Below are 21636 nucleotides of genomic sequence, written 5' to 3' on the forward strand. Positions count from 1 at the left end.
AGGAAGCTAACATATTTAGAAGGTGTTTTAGAAATGAAAACAAAAAAAGATATAGGCAGGATAATCAATATTTTATCCAATGAACTTAAAAAATCCATGAACAAGAATGCTGCGTGTTACGGTGTGACGGGTATACAAAGCAAAGTGCTATATTATATCAGCAAACAAAAAAGCGATATATTTCAAAAAGATATAGAAGCACAGTTTCATACCAGCAGAGCCACTGCCAGCGGCATATTGCAGCTTTTGGAAGAAAATGAACTTATCAGGCGAGAATGCGTGGATTATGATGCGAGACTCAAAAAAATAATAATAACCCAAAAGGGTCTTGACATCAAAGAGAGTATCGGAAAAGAAATAAATAAGACCGAGGAAAAATTAAAGCTCGGTATTTCCGATGATGAGCTTGATACTTTTTTAAAGGTATGCGATAAGATGCTGATCAATCTGAGATGATATTTTTTGATGATATAGTTAGGCACCTTACAGTTATGAAGCTAACTTTAATTTAGGAGGTAAAGAAATGTTAAAGACATTATTCGGTTCTATCAGAGAGTACAAAAAAGATTCTTTGCTAGCACCTTTTTTCGTCATAATAGAAGTTTTGATGGAAGTACTTATTCCATTTTATATGGCTAATATTATCGACCTTGGAATAGAAAAAGGTAACTTAAATTATATTGTTAAGCTGGGTGTTTTTTTATTTGGTATTGCACTCGTTTCTCTCATATGCGGTGTTCTTGCGGGAAAATATGCCGCAGGTGCCGCTGCGGGTTTTGCCAAGAATTTAAGAAAAGATATGTTTTATAAAATACAGGACTTTTCTTTTTCAAACATAGATAAATTTTCAACAGCGAGTTTGGTTACCAGGCTTACCACGGATGTAACGAATGTTCAGATTGCTTATCAGATGATAGTGCGTATGCTTATCCGTTCACCTATTATGTTATTTTTCGCTCTCGTGTTTGCAATCAAAATAAACCTTCAGGTTTCGGTAGTATTTTTCATCGCTATACCTGTGCTGGGCGTTCTGTTATTCTTTATTGCGATAAAGGCACATCCGCACTTCGAGAGAGTGTTCAATACATACGATAAGTTAAATAATGTGGTACAGGAAAATGTTACAGGGGTAAGAGTGGTAAAGGCTTATGTAAGGGAAGACCACGAAGTTGAAAAGTTCGGAGGTATATCGAAGCTTATATTCAAGTTCTTTACAAAAGCAGAAAAAATAGTAGCCTTAAATACTCCGATAATGCAGTTTACTATCTATAGCTGTATTTTGGCTATTTCATATTTGGCTGCAAGATTTATCACCGTAGGTACAATGACCACCGGAGAACTTACGAGTATGGTCGTTTATGCTTCCCAAATACTTTCGAGCCTTATGATACTTTCAATGGTTTTCGTAATGGTGCTTATGGCGCAGACTTCCGCAGAACGTATCGTGGAAGTACTTAATGAAGAAAGTGATTTATCTAACGGAGAAAATCCCGTAACTGATGTAAAAGACGGTTCTATCGACTTTGAAAATGTAGATTTCAGCTATGGAGGAGACGGCGATAGTCTTCCTTTAAAGGATATAAATTTACATATAGATGCCGGTAAGACCGTTGGTATCATCGGGAGCACGGGAAGCTCGAAAACATCCCTCGTTCAGCTTATCCCGAGACTTTACGACATTACAAAAGGAAGCGTTAAAGTCGGAGGAATCGATGTAAGAGACTATGATATAGAAACGCTCAGAAACGAAGTAGCGATGGTTTTACAAAAAAATACTCTCTTTGCAGGGACAATCAAAGATAATCTAAGGTGGGGGAATGAAAATGCCACGGACGAAGAAATAGTAAGAGCATGCAGGCTTTCTCAGGCAGACAGTTTCATTGAAGAGTTCCCCGATAAATACGATACTAAGATAGAACAGGGAGGCACGAATGTTTCCGGAGGACAAAAGCAGCGTTTATGTATAGCAAGAGCACTGCTTAAAAATCCTAAGATACTTATTTTGGATGATTCCACCAGTGCGGTGGATACCAAAACCGATGCCTTCATCAGAAAATCCTTCAGGGAAGAAATCCCGGGAACTACAAAAATAATCATTGCCCAAAGGATATCTTCCGTAGAAGATGCGGATATGATAATCGTAATGGACAGCGGGAAGATAGACCAAATTGGGACTCATGATGAACTTATAAAAGAAAATGATATATATAAAGATGTTTATAATTCTCAGGTGAAGGGAGGGCGTGAATAATGACTGATAAAAAAACAAATAAAAGTAATTATTTTAAGACCGCAAAACGTCTCCTAGGATATGTATTTAAATCATATAAACTGGAATTCTTTGTGGTGTTCATAGCAATCATAATAAGTTCCGTAGCAAGTATGTCAAGTTCTCTGTTCCTGATGTATTTGATAGATGATATCATCACACCTCTTATAAATAGTGTTAACCCGGAATTCTTCGGAGTTCTTAAAGCAATAATGCTGTTTGGTATAGTTTATTATACAGGCGTACTATGTACTTTCATCTATTCAAGGCTGATGGTAAATATCGGTCAGGGAGTACTTAAAAAGATAAGAGACGATATGTTCGTTCATATGCAGTCACTTCCAATAAAGTATTTCGATACTCATTCACACGGTGAACTTATGAGTTTATATACAAATGATACCGATACGTTAAGACAGATGATCTGTCAGAGTATCCCACAGGTGTTCTCCTCTGTGGTGACCGTAGTGGCAGTATTTTTCGCAATGCTTTATATAAGCATACCTTTATCGATACTTTCGATATTTATAATAATATTGATGGTCTTGGCTACAAAAATAGTAGGAGGCAAGAGCGGTAAATACTTTGTAAGTCAGCAGAAGAATTTGGGTACATTGGACGGATATGTGGAAGAAATGATGAGCGGTCAAAAAGTAGTCAAAGTATTCTGCCATGAAGAGGAAAGTAAAGCAGACTTTGATAAATTGAATGAAAGCCTGTTTGAGAGTGCCGCAAAGGCAAACGGATATGCAAATATCATTATTCCCATAATAGCAAACTTGGGATACATACAATATGTACTTACCGCTATTCTCGGAGGTTATCTTGCTATATCGGGAGTCGGGGGACTTACTCTCGGCGCCATTGCTTCATTCCTTCAATTAACGAGAAACTTCAACTTCCCCTTCAGTCAAATCTCGGGACAGTTAAATTCGATAATAATGGCACTTGCGGGGGCTGAAAGGATATTCAAATTGATAGATGAAGAGCCTGAAGAAGATGACGGATATGTAGGTCTTGTGAATGCGGTTATAGATGAAGACGGGAATGTAGAGGAAAGTGAAAAGCGTACCGGACAGTGGGCTTGGAAGCATCCTCATTCAGACGGAAGCGTTACATATACTCCTTTAAAGGGAGATGTAAGATTTATTGATATGAGCTTTGGATATGATTCCAATAAAACGGTTTTGAATAAATTGAACTTATATGCAAAACCGGGACAAAAACTTGCATTTGTAGGTTCTACGGGTGCTGGTAAGACTACCATAACAAATCTTATAAATAGATTTTACGATGTAACAAAAGGTAAAATAAGATACGACGGTATAAACGTCAATAAAATCAAAAAGGCTGATTTAAGGAGGTCTCTCGGTATAGTACTTCAGGATACGCATTTGTTTACAGGAACCATTATGGAAAATATCCGTTACGGTAAACTGGACGCAACAGACGAAGAAGTATACAAAGCAGCTAAACTTGTCAATGCGGATAAATTTATAAAAATGCTCCCTCAGGGATATGACACTAAAATTTCCGGAACGGGAGAAGAACTTTCACAGGGACAAAGACAGCTGTTATCCATAGCTAGAGCGGCACTAAACAACCCTCCTGTTTTGATTTTAGATGAAGCTACCTCAAGTATAGATACACGTACGGAAAAAATAGTTCAGGACGGTATGGATGAGCTTATGAAAGGCAGGACGGTTTTCGTAATTGCCCACAGGTTATCCACAATAAGAAATTCCGATGCGATAATAGTGTTGGAACATGGGACCATTATCGAAAGAGGAGATCATGAACAGCTTATTGATAAGCATGGTACATATTACAGATTATATACCGGTGCGTTGGAACTGTCATAATAAGGATAATAAAAAGACAGCTTAAGCTGTCTTTTTTAATTGTCTTTAAGTTTTTTATTTATGTTTTCTGCTTCTTTTTTATAGTACATATAGTATAAAAACCATATGGCAAGTGAAATGATTATCCAAAATGCTATCGATAATATTACAGCGCCCGCTCCAAGACTCGTAGGGACCCAGCCTGCTATATATGCACATATCATATATATCGTGAACCCTATTCCCATATGAATGATAAACTGAAGAAATTTTGATATGTTTTCATTTTCATATATGATGCTCGGAACCGTAAAACCTATTCCGATTATAATGGATAACAAAGCCTGCTTTATATAATCCGAAGTGCTCATCATAAAAGAACCGCTATTTCCAATTATAAGAGCAATTATAATACCTATTATAGTGAACATCGTACAACCCCATGCTATACCGCCGAGTGTTAATTTTATTATTTTTTTCATTTATATACCTCCTATATCCCAAGCTTTTCTTTGAAGCTCTTTAAATATTTTCTTGAAATATAATCTTTTACTTTATTTTTCATTACTATTATCATTGTGCAATTAAAAGAAGGCTCTACATAATCTATTTTTTTGATATTCACTATAGTTGATTTGGATATTCTTATAAAATCTTTTCCCAAAAGCTCCTCGACTTCATATAACCTTTTATTCGTATAGCATTTTTTATCTTTTAAATATATAACATTCTTTCCTTCTTCAGTCCTTATTATCTCTGCTTCGGTTTTATCGATTATTATGATTTTTTCATTATAATTCCCCGTTAAAATATTATCTTTTTTTGATAATATTTCATTGATATTCCTTATTTCGTCCGTTATCTCATTTGCAAAAATAACGATGTAAGGCTCTTTTATGTTTTCTTCCAGCTTGATTTTTACTTTCATATCTGTTTTCCTTTCTTAAGGATATAATAATGGATAATTTAAATTTTGTCATCGGTTTTCACATAAGAGGCAGTAAATAGGAGGCAAGATACAAAATTTAACATTTATAAAGAATATTTTTTAATTGAAGAGAAATAATATAGAGATAGAAAGTTAAATATAGGAGGATAAAATGGAAGTAGTTATTGATAGAGAAGGCTGTATTTCATGCGGACTTTGTGTTTCAACATGTGAAGATGTATTTCAGTTTGCAGACGACGGAAAAGCAGAAGTAATCAAACAGCCCGAAGGCGAAAGTGAAGAAACTTTGGCAAGAGAAGCCGCGGAAGGCTGTCCCGTTGCGGTTATAGATGTACAATAAGATATAAGGCTCCGCCTTAAAATCCGCCAATTTTTATCCGAAGCAATAAAAATTGGATTTAAATGCTTTCGCTCAAACGGCGCGAGCCTTATAACGCAGCCATATCTCATGAAAAATCTACCCGATTTTTCTATGAGTGGCTGCTACCCCTCCCCGTGTTATTTGTAAGTAGCAATTAAAAATGGTGTTTGGGGTGGGATATTATTGTAATGGTATTAAAAAGAGATAATTTTTATCTCTTTTTTTATTTGAAATTATTACTTTATTATCTTATAAAGTTCGTCTTGTTTGGGTGGTTCCAGTAATTCCTTTTTATTATTTTTTATGGTATAGATTTCTTTTTCTTCCGTTAAATATCCAATCGTATTTGCGGGGATATTTTCTCTTTTCAAGGCTTCTATCAGTTCTTTATCTTTAGGTGTTATAAATAACATCACTCCGCTTGAGATAAGTTTATATGGGTCTATATCAAAATGTTCTGTGATTTTTTTTGTTTCATTTAAAATTGGTATTTCATCTATATTTATTACCGCTCCTAAACCAGAATTTGTCGCCATTTCCCAAACTCCTCCGAGTACACCTCCTTCGGTTGCATCGTGAAGAAGGGAGACTTCATGATCTTTTGCTATCAAACCTTCTTTTATTACGTTTGTATGGTTTATAAGTTCTTTCGTCCTTTTTAGTTCATCGTCGGATAGTATTTTTTTTATCTCTTCTTCCAAGTCGAGTGCCGCTATTGCACTTCCTTCCAGTCCCGCATATTTGCTCATGACTATTTTATCACCCGCACGCGGTGATAATCCTTCTCTTTTTTCTTTTTTTCCTATACATACTCCGCTTAATATAAACTTATTTACGCTTGAGGTGACTTCTGTGTGACCTCCTATAAGGTCTACATCATTTTCGTCACAGGTCAAAAGGATTTCATCGATTATTTCTTCAACATCTTTTATTTTAGCGTATGTGGGAATAAGCATGGTTATCATCATTGCGACAGGTCTTGCCATGGCAGTCGCGATATCGTTGCAGGAAATATTTACACATAATTTTCCTATTCCGTTCTTGCTTCCCGTAATGGGGTCGGTTGATATTATAAATAAATCATTTTTAAAATCCAGCATGGCGGTGTCTTTTCCTATCCCTGCTCCGATCATTACTTCTTTATTTTTTATTTTGATTTTATTGAATAATATTTTTTCTAAATTTTCGTTTGATAATTTTCCGTCATTCATTTTTTATTTCTCCATATGATTTATAAATATTTTATCACATTTTGGTTAATACTCATAGTGAATACTTTTTAGGAGATTTTTTAATGAATATTAACTGTACTTTGGACTGTAAGCATCAGGACGGGGGAATGTGCACTTTGTATAAAGTTCCCTTATATATTTCCGGTTTAAGCGATAAATGTATGTACTATTTACCAAAAGATGAGAATAAGATTTTAAAGAGTAATGAATACGATAAAATCCATTTAAAATAAATGGATTTTTTTTATGTGCATAAGTCAATTTAAGTTGAAAAATAGTATATATTTTGTTATTATAACGGTGTGTGTAATAAAAGGAAGAATGAGACTGAAATTTAGTTTTAAGATGTCTTATAATAACTTGGAGGTAATTAGGAAGTTATGGAAAATTTAGATCCCAAAAAAGTATTGGCAGATTTAACCAAAAATGCCAATAAGTACTGCGGTGCTGTAAATCCGATTTGCTTGGACGATTATGTAGCATTCGGCGGCTATAAAGCAAGCAGTAAAGTTGTTAATAACGAAGTAGACGTAAAAAGTATACTAAAAGATGCAAATCTTGTAGCAAGAAAGAAACTCAATGAATTATGTGCTGACAGATGGAGCGGAGCACAAACCGTCGTTTGTGAAACCGAAGATCCGATGGCAACTCTTGATTTAAAGGTACAAACAGAAGCTCCTCACGTGATTGTTGAAGCTATGATAATCTTTATGCATGCAAATAATGCAGAAAAAGGTGTTATTGTCGTAAGTGATGAACTTGCATACGAGAGAATTTTTAAAGCTGTAAATGATGCGAAAGATGCGGGTCTTACCGATAAAGATATCACTGTAAGCAAAGAATCCGTAGACGGCTTGAAGGAAAATGCACAGCTTCTCGCAAACGTAGTTGCTATAGTACAAGATAGTTATAAAGCTGCTCCTACAAAAGGCTTAAAAGGAGTTGCTATCGGCGGAAAAGTTAAAAATCCCGGAGTATATGAAATCGAAGACGGGACTACATATAGAAAACTTATAGAAGAAATCGCCGGCGGAGCATTAGGAACCGTAAAAGCAATTAAAGTAGGTGCTCCTTATCCCGAGTATTTGTCCGTAGATAAGTTAGATGATAAAATTAATTTCATGTCTCTTATGATGAACGGTATGATAAGAGGTACCGCACTTATTTTAGTATTGGATGAAAGTACCGATATGGCAGAAGAAATTTCCGATTATCTTGAATTTTTATTAAAGGTTTCCTGCGGAAAATGTTTTCCTTGCAAAGTCGGAACCAAAAGAATGGACGAAATGGTGAAAGACGTTGTCAAAGGAAATGCAGATAAAGATAATTATAACATGATAAAATCTATTGCAGTCAACATGAACATAGGTACTCTTTGTCCTATAGGGCAAAAAGGTGCGGTTCCTGTATTAACAGCTTTAGAAAATTTCAGAGATGATTTTATAAAGGAATAATTAGGAGTATTAAAAATGGTAAATTTAAAAATAAATAATGTCGATGTTAGTGTTGAAGATAAAACGACTATTCTTGAAGCTGCAAGACAAATAGGTATCAACATCCCGACTTTATGTTTCTTGGAACATAATAAAATCGGAGCTTGCAGGATGTGTGTGGTTGAAATCAAGGGTTCCGATGTCTTAAGAAGTGCATGTAACTTCCCTGTAAAAGAAGGAATGGAAGTGTTTACGAATTCTCCAAAAGTAAGAGAATCGAGAAAAAATACTTTGGAACTTACTTTATCAGACCATAACAGAGACTGTACTACATGTATAAGAAGCGGTAACTGTGAACTTCAAACATTAGCTAATGATTTAGGTGTCAATACAGTACCGTTCAAAGGAGATTTTTCTTCCGATACATATGATGATAAATCGCTGTCCGTTGTAAGAGACGAATCAAAATGTATTTACTGTAAAAGATGCATAAATACTTGTGCTAAGATACAAGGTATCGGTGCTTTGATAGGTAAAGACAACGGATTTGATTCCAAATCAAGACCCGTTAAAGGCGATGTCCTTGCGGATACTAATTGTATCAACTGCGGACAATGTATAATAAATTGTCCTGTGGGTGCTTTAACCGAAAAGGTAAATGTTGATGAAGTTTGGGAAGCATTGAGTGATGAAAACAAACACGTAGTGGTTCAGCCTGCTCCTGCGGTAAGAGCCGCTTTAGGTGAAGAATTCGGATATGAAATCGGAACAGACGTGACAGGTAAAATGGTCGCTTCCATGAGAAGACTCGGATTTGATAAAGTATTCGATACTGACTTCGGTGCTGATATGACTATTATGGAAGAAGCTTATGAACTTGTAGACAGAGTGTCTAACGGAGGAACTCTTCCTATGATCACGAGCTGCTGTCCTGCATGGGTAAAAATGTGTGAACAGGAATATCCTGAGCTTTTGGATAATCTGTCTTCATGCAAATCGCCTCAGGCTATGACAGGAGCCTTAATCAAAACTCATTATGCGAAAGTAAATAATATAGATCCTAAAGATATCTATGTCGTAAGCGTTATGCCTTGTGTGGCAAAGAAATTCGAAGTAGCAAGAGAACAGCTTAAAGAAGATGATCTATTTGACAGCGATGTATGTATCACAACAAGAGAACTTGCAAGGATGATAAAAGAAGCGGGTATAGACTTTAAGAACTTGGATGATGAAGACTTTGACCCTATCTACGGAGAAAGCTCGGGTGCGGGTGTAATCTTCGGTGCAACAGGGGGTGTTATGGAAGCAGCGGCAAGAACAGCCGTTGAAGCTATAACAGGAGAAGTATGCGAAAATGTTGATTACGAGGCTGTAAGAGGCTTAGACGGACTTAAAGAAGCAACTATAACAGCAGGTGAAAAAGAAATAAAAGTAGCTGTTGTTCACGGCGGTGCAAATATTAAGAAGCTTATGGATAAAGTTAAAAAAGGAGAAGCCGATTATGACTTTATTGAATGTATGGCTTGTCTTGGAGGCTGTGTAAACGGAGGTGGACAACCTATCGTAAACTCTCAGCTTATAAATGCGGGATTATCTCTTCCTCAGGAAAGAGCAAAAGTCCTTTATAACCAGGATAAGAATGTAAGACCTGTGAGAAAATCACATGAAAATCCTTCAGTTCAAAAAGTATATAAAGAGTTCTTGGAAAAACCAAATTCACATAAAGCTCATGAAATACTTCATACTACATACGTAGACAGAAGCAATGACTTTGTAAAATAATAAAGAAAAGGACCTTAAATCTAAGGTCCTTTTTTATTGTTTAATTTATTAAAGTAAATTATTGTTAACATTATTATTTATGTTTAATTTTATTTTTTCAATGATTACTTCTTTGCAGTTATAAAACTATTGGTTTATTTATATTAAAAAATTTTATTATTGCTTATATTCTATTACTTAACTTATAAATGTAAATATTAAACAGATCATTATAATCAATGTTGGGAGGATTTTGGTCAAATCACTTTGAAGAACATCTGCTTTTTTGGGGCTTTTAATCTTTAAAATAAATTTATATAATATATATCCGCTGACAGCTCCGAAAATATTGGTAACCAAATCATTTATATCAGTTGCTCTGTATAGTGTAAACAACTGGCTTATTTCAATCATTAATGATAGTCCAAAGGCAAAGGATATTACCTTTCTCGAGTTTTCGTAGGAACGACTGAGCATTGGGAGTAAAAATCCTAAAGGTACAAAGCAAAGGATATTTAGTATAAATTCTGCTCCGATTCCATTATCCAAAGGGATTAAGTTGATATTTGGGTTGAAGAATGGTTCTCCCAAGCGGGATAATCTAAAAAATTCTTTTAGTGTCGGTATCCCAACAACATTATTAAATAATAAACATATATAATAGTACATTAAAACAGTACATATTATTGTCTTAGCCTTAGGTAATTCTGTGTTGTTTTTAAAAGCTATATATAAAAATATACAAATCGGTAATAATCCGATAAAAAATAAAGGTTTTAAATATAATGTATCCATAATAGCTTCAAATAAGCTTAATTGAATTTGCATAGTGAACTCCTGCTTTTTTATTCTAAAAATTTTTCTATAAAAAAAAGCTAATTATAAACTTTTAAAAGTATAAGAAGTATAATAACAATTATCATCATAATACTTCCCAGAATTATAATAATTTTATTTGTAATCTCTTCTTTCCTAAATATCAATTTTAGGAGGTTATATATACCTATTCCTAAAATCCCGCCGATCACATTATATATGATATCGGTTATATCGCTCGCTCCTATCGCAAGTATATACTGGAGCGTTTCAAAACTTAGGCTTATTAGAAAGAATAAGAATATATTTTTAATGATTTTATTGTTTGGTCGTAGGATTTTTAAAAATAATCCGAAGGGCATGAATAATATCATATTTCCGAATATATCGAGACTATTGTATACACCTTTAAATAAATCGCTAAAGGGAATGAGATTTATACTCCTTGAATAGTATCTTCCGCTTTCGAATAATCCTGCGGGTGTAACATATTTAAATAGGATATTACTCAGTAAAAAATAAATATAAAATATTATTGTGATATATAATAAAATATCCCATAAGGATAAACGTTTTTCTTTTTTCATATCAATCACTCCTTTATATTTAGAATATAACATAAACATTTTAGGATATTATTTAGAAAGTATTAATATATTATGAAGATAAATAATAAAAAAAGATCTAAGCTTTGATTGGTTTAAATCTTTTTCATTTTCGGTATTTAATTTAATAAATTTTTGTTTATTCGATTTCTTTTTCTGTTTTTTTATCGCTTTTTATAAATAAATATACTCCGGCTAAAATGATAAGACCTCCTATGATTTGAAATGGAAGTACTTTTTCACCAAAAAACATAAAATCGTACATAGTGCAGAATAAGGGACCGGTGAGGCTTACTACGCTTACTACGGTCGCAGAGACGTATTTTACGCATATATTCATTATTGCATGTCCGAGTATCGTACAGAAGAATGTAAGCCCGAAGCAGTTTAGATACATCTGAGTAGGGTAACCTGTAAATGGTGTTTTTGTTATTATCGCACCTATACCCAATATCACCGCACACGTAGTAAATAATATAGCAAGAAACGTATATTCTTTGACTCTTTTAAGTACTCCTCTAGAACATAATAAGTAAGCACAAAAGAATAAAGCCGTCATCATTGAAATTATAAATCCGATGAAAGAATTATTTCCTTTTGAATTCAAAAAAGTAAATATCCCTATAAAAAGGATGCCAATCACCGCTGTTAACATTCCCAAGATACTTTTATTATTTATTGTTTCTTTGAATAAAAAGTATGATGCTATAGCTATCACAATGGGCTGGACCGCACTGGTTATGGTCGCGATAAATCCGTTTGTATACATAAGAGAAGAAAAGTAGCATAAAAAATGAAGCGCCATGAATATTCCTGCCAGTATGCAGAATGCTTTTTCTTTATTGGTTAAAGTTAGAAAATGTTTTCCTTCCTTATATAAAGCAAAAGGCACTACGATCAAAGCAGAAAAGCCTAATCTGTAGAACCCTATTATAATCGGCATGGCACCAAAGCTCAATGCATTTTTGGTGAAAATCACAGCTGTATTGGCAAACATTATAGAAAGTACCAATATGAAGTAAAATTTTTTATTTTTATTATCCATTGCCTGTCTCGTATATGATTTTAGGCTACACACCCACCATCGACATGATAAAATCAAATGCTTTCCCATAAATGAACTCAAGCCAGGTAGTTTCGGGGCACATCATAACACTTACTTACCACTGCTTGCTCTCGCACCTGATGGAGTTTATAAGGTATGATTGCACGAAGCCCAACTCTCAACATCCAAGTATAGGCGCAAACCTTAATTTTACCAGCCTCAAAGTGGGAATTCAGTCTTGCTGTAGCGGATTGCAAGTACAGGGCACCGCTAACTCCCCACCTAGTGTAGCTAATTATAAATTATAGATTTTTTCCTCTCTTAAGTCAAGTAAAATAAAGGATATTTTTATACCCACTGTATATTGTGGTGGCAAAAATTACATTCCACAATCGCCCTTCAAAATTTGACAAAATATCATATTTAAGGTATATTTTAAATACTAAAAATCTTTAAAGGATGTGATTATTGTAGTATGAAAAATAAACTTTTAGAAAAATTGAATACTATAAAAAAATCAAAATCGGAAAAAGACATAAATGAAAATAGTATAAATATAATAGAGTCCGCAACCGAAAATATTCAAGATAAGTCAGAGGAAAAGCTGAATAATTTAAATGATATCGAAGAAGCAAATAATGTTGTTGACATTGATGAAGTAGATGATAAAAATGTCTCTTCAAAAGATGAAAGTTTTATATCGGAAGAATTATCTGATGATGAAAATAAGATTATGCAGCCGATAGAAGAGATAGATGAAGATACGCTTAAAGCTGCTAAATTAATCGAAGAAGAAAATATGGATGTTATCGAAGCTTTGGAGCATTTGGATAAAATGGATGAAGACGGTGAAGTACCTCAAAATCCAAAAAAGAAAAAAGCAAAAGATTATTTAAATAAAAAACTTATCCCTATATGCATTTGCTTTTTTATAACGGCAATGGTCGGACTTTCCGCGCTTCTTATAAATATGTCTACTTTGAATGTAAGTATAGTTGTGGATGATGAAAAGCCAGTAAGTGTAAAACAAATAGGAACTTTGACCACATCGGAGGCTCTTATGAAGGCAGGGATATCTCCTTCAAGCAAGGATACCATATCAAAACCTTTGGATGCAGAGCTTAAAAATAATGATGTTATAAACATTACAAGTGCGGATAAAGTACTTGTTACCAATGGTAAGAAAATAGTAAAAGTCGATACCGGACTAAAAAGTAAAAAAGATATAGTCAAGCAGGCAAATTTTAAAGTCGATAAAAATAAAAAAGTATCGTCTATAAAGCATAAGAATACTTCCGTATACGCGGTACTCGATAAAAATCAAAAGCTTGTCAATAAGACACAAAAAGTAAAATATAAAACCGTTTATAAAGAAGTAGATTCTCTTGACGGCGAAGATGAAAAAGTCGTGAAAGAAGGGCAAAACGGTAAACTTAGTTTTATCAGTGTTGTGACTACAAATTCCAAGGGAAAAGTCGTTTCAACGACTAATTTGACCAAGACAGTTGTAAAACCGGTTCAGAACAAAGTTGTTGAAGTAGCGAAAGATTCCGATGATACCATAATGCTTCCGGAAGCTGACGGAAAGGCTCCTGTCAAGTATAATCAAAAGATAACGGTCAATGTTACGGCTTACTGCTCATGTGCGGTCTGCTGCGGTAAATCCACCGGAAGAACTGCCAGCGGTACATATGCAACTGCAAATAGAACAATAGCAGCTTGGAGTGGGCTTCCTTTTGGGACCAAAGTTTATTTCCCGTCTATGGCAAACAGACCTAACGGCGGTATATACACTGTTGAAGACAGAGGCGGTGCTATAACATCCGGCAGGATAGATATTTATTTTTCCTCTCATTCAGAAGCACTGGCTTTTGGAAGAAGGACAATGGACGCATACATACTTAAATAAATAAAACACATTGGATATCCAATGTGTTTTTTATTACTTCTTATTAAATTGTTTCACTTTTTTCTTTTTTATTATTGTGTTTACGGCTATAGTTATAAAAGTATAATTTTTCTATCCAAGTAAAAAACATTTTTCCGATTTTTTCATTATAGTTATCTTATAAAAAAGAATAGATTTCTATATCCTTTATTTTGAGACTTCTTTTTCTTCAAATGATGATGTGAAAGCATCTATCACTTTGTTATTATCATATGATATAACATAAATCAAATAATTATTGTTTTCATAATAACTTCTGTTTACCACTAAGTTATATTCTGCCTGATTTTGACCTTTCCAAGTATTTTCATAACCGATCATATAATCATCTATAGCTTTTTTAACTTCCTCTTTTTTGTCAGGCTTTACTTTTGCAAGTATATACAGATTGCTTTTTGTACTTAAGGCGGATTGTTTGATAATCAGTTCGTCTAACATACTTTCATCAATTTTATAGATTTTATTGATTTCTTTCTCATTGGGAGAAGTCATATTATAAAATATAGGGACATTCTTACCGTCTTTTTCATATGTAAGTTCTTCTATTACATTAGCTGTCTTTCTGAGATTTAAAGTAGTTATATATTCTTTTTTACCGCACCCCATAAATAAAGTAGTGCAAAATATGGTGAGCATTGATAAAATAGCTATTCTTCTTTTCATTTATTCCCCTCGTTTAAAATTTTATCTGCTATATTTGTTATAATAGTATCGACCTTTAAATTTTTAATATAATTATATTCTCTTAAAGTGTTGATAGTATAACAATTTACTTCAATATTATTTTCTCTTGCTTTATCTATTATATTTTCATCAATGCATAAAAATTGTGGATGTATGGCGTCAAAGTTATTTTCTTTTGCATAATCTATTATGTTTTCAAAAAAACCTTCGTATAAAGCTCCGACTTTTAATGTTTTATCTATTTCTTTTATCTTTCTCAGTGCTCTGTGGTCGAATGAAGAAAATATAGTATAGTCTTCCATATTATAATCTTTTATCATATTTACAGTCATTTGTTCAATATCATTATATAAATATGAAGAACTTTTTAATTCAACGTTTAAGTTTATATCAGTATCTGTAAATAAATCAAGAACATCTTTGAATAATGGGATACTATCCTCATTATTTATTTTTATATTTTTAATTTCATTATATGTAAGCTCTGCTATATATTCATTGATATTACACATTCTTTCTAATGTAAAATCATGAAAAACCACTAACTTTTTATCTTTTGTTAAATGTACATCAAGCTCGATACTATCTATATCATACTTCATCGCTTCTTTAAACGAACTTATTGTATTTTCTGTCTTTTGTTTTAGCATTCCTCTATGTGCGCATATTTTTGACATATTATTCACCTTCTTTGCTCTAATATATATTACTTAAGAGGTAAAGTAAATAGATTTAATGTTTTCATAATTTATATTTAATGGAATATAAATAATTATAAGTAAGTAGGAGGAGAATATGATAGATTTAGTAAATAAAGAGTTTGTTAACCTTGGAAATAACAGTGCGAATTTGATTTGTGATATAAAAGAAAAAAATGATATTTTCGAAATAAATTTAAAATTGGAGAATTTGCCTGTCAGTGAATATGCAGTGGTATTTATAATGGATACGAAAGAATATACTTCTGCTATATTTGAAGTTAAAAGTTTAAAATCGGAAAATAAGAAAATAAATGTTGAAAAAGAAAAAGTCAAAACTTTCGATAAAATAGAAATCGTTGATATTTATTCCGGAGATGTTTTATTTGAATATAAAAAAGAGGAAGATTTCGAAAACACAGAAGCGGAAGAAGAAAAGGAAATCGAAATACCTTTTTTAAAAAACAATGAAACGATAAACGATGAAAAAGAAATCGTAAAAGAAGATATAACAATAATAAAAGAAGAAAAAAAAGAGAATAATAATACCGAAGAAGAAATAACTAATGAAATTTACGAAAATGAAGACGAGAGCTTTGAAAAAGAAGATATCGTCACTTCTAAAGAAGAAAAAAGTATAAATAAAAAAACCGATAAGTTAAAAGATGAAAAATCGGTAAATTTAATTGAAAATGATAATGAAGAAACTATTTCATTGGAAGAAGAAATCCGAAATACCGAAGAAGATGTCGATGCATTAAGAGGATTATTTGAAATTTTTTCACCAAAAAACAAAAATAAATCAGAAGACGATAACGATGAATTCGAAGCCGCAATAGATAATATCAGCGATGATAATGCTGATGAGAAAAAAAATGATGAATTTGAATTTGTTGAAGAAAAAACCGAGACAGAAAAAGAAGAAATACCTAAAGTAGTCATAAATGCAAATGATGTTTTGGTAGAAGACATTATGGAGGTATTTCAAACAGATAACCTTCCAAAAGTCGAAGGAGATCATAAATTTTTTATCGTAGATGAAACAGATAAAAGATTAAATGATATAAATATTATATATAACGGTTTTGTTATGCCGATGTTATATCCTTATATGGGATATAAAAACTTAGAGCTGGAAAATGCGATTTTGCCTAATTGGATTTTCGGTAAGCTCTTTGAAGACGGCGAAATAAAATATTATGTTTACGGGATTTTGGGAAGTAAAAATGATAAGACACAGCCGTTTTTGGGTTCAACGGGATTTATTTATTATGAGCCGAGTGCATATGACGGTTTTGGTTACTGGCTTATGTATATAAGCGAAAAAACAGGTAAAATTTGCCTGCTTTAATATACAAATAATACTTTATAATCAAGTTATTACCAGCATATAAAAATCCTTCTTTTTAAATAATAATATAGAAAGGAGGATTGTAAATGAATAAAAAAATAATGACTATAACTCTAGCTTCATTTATGATGCTGTCTACTTTTGCCGGCTGCGGGAACGTTAGCAATGATACAAATACCAAAAAAGGTAATGCTATCGAAAACGCTGCAGACGATGTGAAAAACGGTGCTGAAAATATAGGTAATGACGTAAAGAACGGTGTTGATAATGCCGCTGATGATGTTAGAAACGGTGCAGAGAATGTTACTGACGGAAATGATAATGTAACAAAGAATGATTCTTCATTAACACCATATCAGTTTGATTACAGCGGAATGTACAGACAGTATACATCTAACGATACAGGATATTATAATTCATCTTCTTCTGCTAAGAATAAGCAGGAAGGAAATGCTGCATATAATGATATCAAAAAGATATCGGGTATCGATGATGTAAAAGTCGTGATTATTGATAATAGAGCATACTGCGGAGTTAAAACTGAAGCCAACTCAAACAGTTTATCGACTAAGAAAAAAGCAAAAATAGGAAACATTATAAAAGAAAGATACCCTCAGGTTAAGAATGTCTACTTTTCAGATAAAGTTAACGGATACACTTCTTTAGTTAACGTTATCGGAAATGATTTAAAAGATATTACAGACGATGTTTTAAATTTGTTTGATATAAGATAATGATAATATAAAGTCTCTTTGATTTCAAAGAGACTTTTTTATTATGTTCTTTTTAAATTAATATTTAATTAAATTTTAGCATTTTCCATAAAATAATGTATAATAAATTATATAGCTAAACGTTTGTTTAGTTTTCTTAGTATATAAAAAATATTAAATTGTTATTTATTGGGAATAATAGTATTTAAATAATGATAGATATTTAATGTAAGTATTTATTTACTAAGTAATATTAATATAAAAATGAGGTAAGGTAAATAGAATGTCTCAGATAGCATCTTTTTTTAATCAGATATTTCAATCTTTTACTATATTATCGGCGATCGATATTCTTATAATGACTTTTATTATATATGCTATTATCAGGCTAATAAAAGGTACTCAAGCGGAGCAGGTAGCAAAGGGAATAATCATAATATTGGTGATAACCCAGGTCAGTGACTGGATTGGGCTTGTTACCGTTAATTTTGTGTTTAAAAATATAATTACCGTTGGATTATTGGCACTGCTTATCATGTTCCAGCCGGAACTTAGAAAAATGCTTGAAACTATCGGTAAAACAAATGTCAAACATTTAAAAGATATATTCATGGAAAAGGACCTTGATTCACCCAGTGTTGCAGTGGATCAAATAGTTGAGAGCGTAAGTGCATTATCCAAAACCAAGACGGGTTTACTTGTTGTGATTGAAAGACAAGTACCTCTCGATGATGTGGTGGAAACGGGAGTTAAGCTGGATAGTTTACTTAGTACCGAACTGCTTAACAATATATTTGAATACGCTACACCGCTTCATGACGGTGCGGTTATCATAAATAGCGAAACCCTTAGGATAAGAGCAGCCGCTTGCCTTCTTCCGTTGTCGAAAAATAAAAATCTTTCTACCAGCATAGGTACAAGACATCGTGCGGGGATAGGTATAAGCGAGCATTCCGACTGTGTTTCACTTATGGTTTCTGAAGAAAACGGAGTCATTTCTTATGCAATAGGCGGTAAGCTTTCCAGATTTGTAGGAGAAAGAGGGATAAGGAGAATATTAACTGAAATATTGATCGAAGAACCTTCTCATAAAAATGGTAAATCTAAAATGCTAAGGAGAAAACACAGTGATGGACAAAAATAACAGTAAAATCATGACATTATTGATTTCTTTTCTTTTAGCTTTACTTTTATGGGCATATGCTACGAGCGACGGGGATAATATGGCTTATAGCAGGATAGAGGATATTCCGATTGCAATAACGAATACAAATAATCTGGATCAAAATGATTTTGTAGTAAAGTTATCCAAAGAAAAGATAGAGAGCATAAAGGTATACGGTAAGGGCTCTTTGGTAAAAAGTATGAATAATCAAAATATCCATGCAAGTGTGGATTTGAAAGATATCTCTACGGAAGGGACTTATACTTTAAATATAAATATTAAGGGTATACCTAGTGATGTAACCGTAGTGGATCAGTCTCCCAACGTTGTTAAGGTAACGGTCGATAAGATGGGTAATAAAGATATAAGTATCCCTTTGATAAAGCAGACCGGAGAACTCAAGAAAGGGTATAGTGTACTATCCCTTTCCTCCAGTGTAGACAGTGTCCACATATCGGGACCTTCAAACAGTGTAGATAAGGTAAAAGCTATTGTCGGTACAGTAGATGTTTATAACAGAAGTGAGGATTTTACTTCTAATGTGAATTTATATGCTGTAGATGAAAATGGTAAAAAAATAAAAGATGTCGATTTGTCTCCCAAAACTACGAGTGTCAATGTCAACATAGGAAGAACCAAAGAAGTAGACATAAATGTAAAAACAAAAGGTAAGTCCAAAGACGGATATAAAATTACAAGTATAACGCCCAATAAAACTAAAATAACAATATCCGGTCCGGAAGATGTTTTGAATTCAATCGAGACTGTAAATACCGAAGTTTTGGATTTATCCGAAATAACATCTTCAATAGACAAGAAACTTGATTTGGATTTACCTGAGGGAGTTCATGCTGTGGACTCTAAGGATACCGTGGATGTAAGTGTTTCTGTTGACAGAGATAAACAAAAAACCATATATATAACTTCATTTACTTTTGATAATTTATCTGAGGGACTCAGTGCGGAAGTAATTGATGATAAGGTTGGTGTCCTGCTTTCGGGAGACAATGCTTTATTGAATGAAATAAGCGAAAAAAATCTTGTCGGCTCTCTTGACTTATCTGGACTAACTGAAGGGACTCATTCCGTAGCAATAAAAATAAGTACTCAGGGGATACCTGACGGTGTAAAAATTCAAAGTGTGAGCAAAAATTCAGTAAGTGTAAAAATAACTAAAGGACAAATAAAATAGTGAGAAAATATTTAATTGAAAATATAAAAATAAATATAGAAAATCTGTCTCATAGCGGAGAAAGAGAAGTAATAATAAATAAACTTAAACTTACCGAACAGAAGGTCAAGGATTTAAAAATAATAAGAAAATCTCTGGATGCAAGAAAAAGGAATACAGATGGTATTTTTTATGTCTATTCCGTTGTACTTTCATATCCCACAAAACCAAAAGCAAGAGGTTTTAGGGTAAGTATATATGAAAATAAAAAAGAAAACTTAATCAATTTTAATAAAAATAAAGATATAAAACCTATTATCGTGGGCAGCGGTCCAAGCGGTCTGTTTGCGGCTCTATATCTTGCTAAAATGGGATATAAACCAATTATTTTTGAAAGAGGCGAAGAAGTAAAAGAAAGAGTCAAAACCGTAAAGGACTTTTTTGATAATGCTGTTCTTAATGAAAATTCCAATGTTCAGTTTGGTTTGGGCGGAGCCGGAACTTTCTCCGACGGGAAAATAAATTCAAGGATAAAAAGTCCTTTGAAAAACGAAGTGCTGGATACATTTATAAGCTGCGGAGCACCGCGGGAAATAAAATACTTGAATAAACCTCATCTCGGAACGGATAAACTTAGAACAATAGTTGATGATTTAAAAGCTTTAATAGAATATTATGGAGGAGAGTTTAAGTTTTCTTCTACAGTAACCGATATTATAGTAGATGATGATAAAGTCAAAGGTATCATAGTCAATGATAAAGATGAGTATTTATCAGATATCGTGATAATGGGTATCGGTAATGGTGCAAGGGATACATTTAAGATGTTACATAAACATAATGTAAGTATGGTAAGCAAATCTTTTGCATTAGGATTTAGGGTGGAGCATTTGAGAGAAGATATAGACAGGTGCTGTTACAGTGATTATGCAGGACATAAAGTCCTCGGAGCCGCTGATTATAATCTTACATATCATGATGAAGAAACGAAAAAGGGCGTTTATTCTTTTTGCAACTGCCCGGGAGGCGTAGTTGTTGCGGGTGCAAGTTCAAAGGGACAGGTCGTTACAAACGGAATGAGCTTTAGGAGCAGGAATATGATAAATACCAATTCTGCAATCGTAGTAAACGTAAATGAAACTGACTATGGGAATGATTTGTTTTCAGGAATTATATTTCAGGAAGAATTGGAAAGAAAAGCTTATGAAATGGGGGGGAGCGATTATAAAGCCCCATACATGAGCATATATGACTATTTAGGTTTAAAGGGAAAAACTACTGTTAAACCGAGTTATTTACCGGGAGTTAAAGAATGCGATTTAAATGAGCTTCTTCCCAAAAACTTGAATAATGCAATAAAAAATTCTTTAATCTCATTTAATAATTTTTTTGAAACATTTTATAATGGTATAATCACCGGGGTTGAAACGAGGACTTCTTCTCCCGTAAGGATTTTAAGAGATAAAAATACATTAGAGAGTGAAAATATAAAGGGGCTTTATCCTATAGGGGAAGGTGCTGGATATGCCGGAGGCATATTATCGAGCGCAGTGGATGGAATTAAAGCCGCACTTGCCATAAATGAAAATTAATA

The 21636-nt window shown here is 33.1% G+C and carries 21 protein-coding genes and 1 other RNA gene; 13 read left to right on the plus strand and 9 right to left on the minus strand.

Going from position 1 to position 21636, the window contains the following annotated elements:
• The first annotated feature begins 33 nt into the window (after nt 1–33).
• The 3 genes from NSA01_RS00145 to NSA01_RS00155 all read left to right on the plus strand — a co-directional run bounded on the left by NSA01_RS00145 (nt 34) and on the right by NSA01_RS00155 (nt 4131).
• Nucleotides 34–456 (plus strand): MarR family winged helix-turn-helix transcriptional regulator, encoded by a 423-nt coding sequence (locus NSA01_RS00145; protein WP_257479512.1) that lies wholly within the window; start codon nt 34–36, stop codon nt 454–456.
• Between the two features lie 67 nt (nt 457–523).
• A complete protein-coding gene (locus NSA01_RS00150) occupies nt 524–2251 on the plus strand; it encodes an ABC transporter ATP-binding protein (RefSeq protein WP_257479513.1) in 1728 nt (575 codons plus the stop codon).
• Entirely contained in the window at nt 2251–4131 is a 1881-nt protein-coding gene (locus NSA01_RS00155; protein WP_257479514.1) for an ABC transporter ATP-binding protein, read from the plus strand. Before NSA01_RS00150 ends, NSA01_RS00155 begins: the two co-directional genes overlap by 1 nt.
• A 35-nt stretch (nt 4132–4166) precedes the next feature.
• On the opposite strand, the gene NSA01_RS00160 is transcribed toward NSA01_RS00155, so the two are convergent.
• Nucleotides 4167–4592 carry a DUF3021 domain-containing protein gene (locus tag NSA01_RS00160; protein ID WP_257479515.1) on the minus strand — a complete coding sequence of 142 codons (426 nt, stop codon included), beginning with the start codon at nt 4590–4592 and terminating at the stop codon, nt 4167–4169.
• A gap of 11 nt (nt 4593–4603) precedes the next feature.
• A complete protein-coding gene (locus tag NSA01_RS00165; RefSeq protein ID WP_257479516.1) occupies nt 4604–5038 on the minus strand; it encodes a LytTR family DNA-binding domain-containing protein in 435 nt (144 codons plus the stop codon).
• 172 nt (nt 5039–5210) lie between these two features.
• Here NSA01_RS00165 and NSA01_RS00170 point away from each other — a divergent pair, with 172 nt between their 5' ends.
• Complete coding sequence (locus tag NSA01_RS00170; RefSeq protein ID WP_257479517.1) at nt 5211–5399, plus strand: ferredoxin; 189 nt, start codon at nt 5211–5213, stop codon at nt 5397–5399.
• 257 nt (nt 5400–5656) lie between these two features.
• On the opposite strand, the gene NSA01_RS00175 is transcribed toward NSA01_RS00170, so the two are convergent.
• Nucleotides 5657–6631, minus strand: a complete 975-nt coding sequence (locus NSA01_RS00175) for an AIR synthase family protein (protein WP_257479518.1) — start codon at nt 6629–6631, stop codon at nt 5657–5659.
• 83 nt (nt 6632–6714) lie between these two features.
• On the opposite strand from NSA01_RS00175, the gene NSA01_RS00180 reads away from it, so the two are divergent.
• The 3 genes from NSA01_RS00180 (at nt 6715) to NSA01_RS00190 (ending at nt 9867) form a co-directional block, all read left to right on the plus strand.
• Nucleotides 6715–6885: a hypothetical protein gene (locus NSA01_RS00180; RefSeq protein WP_257479519.1), complete on the plus strand. Its 171-nt coding sequence runs from the start codon at nt 6715–6717 to the stop codon at nt 6883–6885.
• 147 nt (nt 6886–7032) lie between these two features.
• Nucleotides 7033–8106 (plus strand): NADH-ubiquinone oxidoreductase-F iron-sulfur binding region domain-containing protein, encoded by a 1074-nt coding sequence (locus NSA01_RS00185; protein ID WP_257479520.1) that lies wholly within the window; start codon nt 7033–7035, stop codon nt 8104–8106.
• A 15-nt stretch (nt 8107–8121) separates the two neighbouring features.
• Entirely contained in the window at nt 8122–9867 is a 1746-nt protein-coding gene (locus NSA01_RS00190) for an NADH-dependent [FeFe] hydrogenase, group A6 (RefSeq protein ID WP_257479521.1), read from the plus strand.
• Nucleotides 9868–10044: 177 nt separating this feature from the next.
• On the opposite strand, the gene NSA01_RS00195 is transcribed toward NSA01_RS00190, so the two are convergent.
• The 4 genes from NSA01_RS00195 to ffs form a co-directional block, all read right to left on the minus strand.
• A complete protein-coding gene (locus NSA01_RS00195; RefSeq protein WP_257479522.1) occupies nt 10045–10674 on the minus strand; it encodes a VanZ family protein in 630 nt (209 codons plus the stop codon).
• 47 nt (nt 10675–10721) lie between these two features.
• On the minus strand, nt 10722–11249 hold the full coding sequence (locus tag NSA01_RS00200) for a VanZ family protein (protein WP_257479523.1): 528 nt from the start codon (nt 11247–11249) through the stop codon (nt 10722–10724).
• Between the two features lie 157 nt (nt 11250–11406).
• Nucleotides 11407–12312 carry a DMT family transporter gene (locus tag NSA01_RS00205; RefSeq protein WP_257479524.1) on the minus strand — a complete coding sequence of 302 codons (906 nt, stop codon included), beginning with the start codon at nt 12310–12312 and terminating at the stop codon, nt 11407–11409.
• 25 nt (nt 12313–12337) lie between these two features.
• Nucleotides 12338–12603, minus strand: an RNA gene (ffs, locus tag NSA01_RS00210) — signal recognition particle sRNA large type.
• A gap of 184 nt (nt 12604–12787) precedes the next feature.
• Here ffs and NSA01_RS00215 point away from each other — a divergent pair.
• Nucleotides 12788–14221: a 3D domain-containing protein gene (locus NSA01_RS00215; RefSeq protein ID WP_257479525.1), complete on the plus strand. Its 1434-nt coding sequence runs from the start codon at nt 12788–12790 to the stop codon at nt 14219–14221.
• A 186-nt stretch (nt 14222–14407) separates the two neighbouring features.
• On the opposite strand, the gene NSA01_RS00220 is transcribed toward NSA01_RS00215, so the two are convergent.
• Together NSA01_RS00220 and NSA01_RS00225 are read right to left on the minus strand one after the other, a co-directional pair.
• Nucleotides 14408–14923, minus strand: coding sequence for a DUF4358 domain-containing protein (locus NSA01_RS00220; RefSeq protein WP_257479526.1), 516 nt, complete (start codon nt 14921–14923; stop codon nt 14408–14410).
• The gene (locus NSA01_RS00225; RefSeq protein ID WP_257479527.1) at nt 14920–15621 is read right to left on the minus strand and encodes a glycerophosphodiester phosphodiesterase; all 702 of its coding nucleotides are present in this window, start codon (nt 15619–15621) and stop codon (nt 14920–14922) included. The genes NSA01_RS00220 and NSA01_RS00225 overlap by 4 nt, the downstream gene beginning before the upstream one ends.
• Before the next feature lie 118 nt (nt 15622–15739).
• On the opposite strand from NSA01_RS00225, the gene NSA01_RS00230 reads away from it, so the two are divergent.
• The 5 genes from NSA01_RS00230 to NSA01_RS00250 all read left to right on the plus strand — a co-directional run bounded on the left by NSA01_RS00230 (nt 15740) and on the right by NSA01_RS00250 (nt 21634).
• Nucleotides 15740–16993 (plus strand): hypothetical protein, encoded by a 1254-nt coding sequence (locus NSA01_RS00230; RefSeq protein WP_257479528.1) that lies wholly within the window; start codon nt 15740–15742, stop codon nt 16991–16993.
• 86 nt (nt 16994–17079) lie between these two features.
• Nucleotides 17080–17727, plus strand: coding sequence for a YhcN/YlaJ family sporulation lipoprotein (locus tag NSA01_RS00235; RefSeq protein ID WP_257479529.1), 648 nt, complete (start codon nt 17080–17082; stop codon nt 17725–17727).
• A 262-nt stretch (nt 17728–17989) separates the two neighbouring features.
• Nucleotides 17990–18850, plus strand: coding sequence for a diadenylate cyclase CdaA (cdaA, locus tag NSA01_RS00240; protein WP_257479530.1), 861 nt, complete (start codon nt 17990–17992; stop codon nt 18848–18850).
• Entirely contained in the window at nt 18837–20063 is a 1227-nt protein-coding gene (locus tag NSA01_RS00245) for a CdaR family protein (protein ID WP_257479795.1), read from the plus strand. The genes cdaA and NSA01_RS00245 overlap by 14 nt, the downstream gene beginning before the upstream one ends.
• Entirely contained in the window at nt 20063–21634 is a 1572-nt protein-coding gene (locus tag NSA01_RS00250) for an NAD(P)/FAD-dependent oxidoreductase (RefSeq protein WP_257479531.1), read from the plus strand. Before NSA01_RS00245 ends, NSA01_RS00250 begins: the two co-directional genes overlap by 1 nt.
• Nucleotides 21635–21636 lie beyond the last annotated feature (2 nt).

This window comes from Anaerofustis stercorihominis (assembly GCF_024623185.1).
Lineage (GTDB): Bacteria > Bacillota > Clostridia > Eubacteriales > Anaerofustaceae > Anaerofustis.

Bases quoted from the DNA above. Each gene is read 5' to 3' on its own strand.
- NSA01_RS00220 (WP_257479526.1), bottom strand. From the start codon at position 14,923: ATGAAAAGAAGAATAGCTATTTTATCAATGCTCACCATATTTTGCACT.
- NSA01_RS00160 (WP_257479515.1), bottom strand. From the start codon at position 4,592: ATGAAAAAAATAATAAAATTAACACTCGGCGGTATAGCATGGGGTTGT.
- NSA01_RS00150 (WP_257479513.1), top strand. From the start codon at position 524: ATGTTAAAGACATTATTCGGTTCTATCAGAGAGTACAAAAAAGATTCT.
- NSA01_RS00245 (WP_257479795.1), top strand. From the start codon at position 18,837: ATGGACAAAAATAACAGTAAAATCATGACATTATTGATTTCTTTTCTT.
- NSA01_RS00190 (WP_257479521.1), top strand. From the start codon at position 8,122: ATGGTAAATTTAAAAATAAATAATGTCGATGTTAGTGTTGAAGATAAA.
- NSA01_RS00195 (WP_257479522.1), bottom strand. From the start codon at position 10,674: ATGCAAATTCAATTAAGCTTATTTGAAGCTATTATGGATACATTATAT.
- cdaA (WP_257479530.1), top strand. From the start codon at position 17,990: ATGTCTCAGATAGCATCTTTTTTTAATCAGATATTTCAATCTTTTACT.
- NSA01_RS00230 (WP_257479528.1), top strand. From the start codon at position 15,740: ATGATAGATTTAGTAAATAAAGAGTTTGTTAACCTTGGAAATAACAGT.
- NSA01_RS00215 (WP_257479525.1), top strand. From the start codon at position 12,788: ATGAAAAATAAACTTTTAGAAAAATTGAATACTATAAAAAAATCAAAA.
- NSA01_RS00165 (WP_257479516.1), bottom strand. From the start codon at position 5,038: ATGAAAGTAAAAATCAAGCTGGAAGAAAACATAAAAGAGCCTTACATC.
- NSA01_RS00185 (WP_257479520.1), top strand. From the start codon at position 7,033: ATGGAAAATTTAGATCCCAAAAAAGTATTGGCAGATTTAACCAAAAAT.
- NSA01_RS00180 (WP_257479519.1), top strand. From the start codon at position 6,715: ATGAATATTAACTGTACTTTGGACTGTAAGCATCAGGACGGGGGAATG.
- NSA01_RS00175 (WP_257479518.1), bottom strand. From the start codon at position 6,631: ATGAATGACGGAAAATTATCAAACGAAAATTTAGAAAAAATATTATTC.
- NSA01_RS00225 (WP_257479527.1), bottom strand. From the start codon at position 15,621: ATGTCAAAAATATGCGCACATAGAGGAATGCTAAAACAAAAGACAGAA.
- NSA01_RS00200 (WP_257479523.1), bottom strand. From the start codon at position 11,249: ATGAAAAAAGAAAAACGTTTATCCTTATGGGATATTTTATTATATATC.
- NSA01_RS00145 (WP_257479512.1), top strand. From the start codon at position 34: ATGAAAACAAAAAAAGATATAGGCAGGATAATCAATATTTTATCCAAT.
- NSA01_RS00170 (WP_257479517.1), top strand. From the start codon at position 5,211: ATGGAAGTAGTTATTGATAGAGAAGGCTGTATTTCATGCGGACTTTGT.
- NSA01_RS00205 (WP_257479524.1), bottom strand. From the start codon at position 12,312: ATGGATAATAAAAATAAAAAATTTTACTTCATATTGGTACTTTCTATA.
- NSA01_RS00235 (WP_257479529.1), top strand. From the start codon at position 17,080: ATGAATAAAAAAATAATGACTATAACTCTAGCTTCATTTATGATGCTG.
- NSA01_RS00155 (WP_257479514.1), top strand. From the start codon at position 2,251: ATGACTGATAAAAAAACAAATAAAAGTAATTATTTTAAGACCGCAAAA.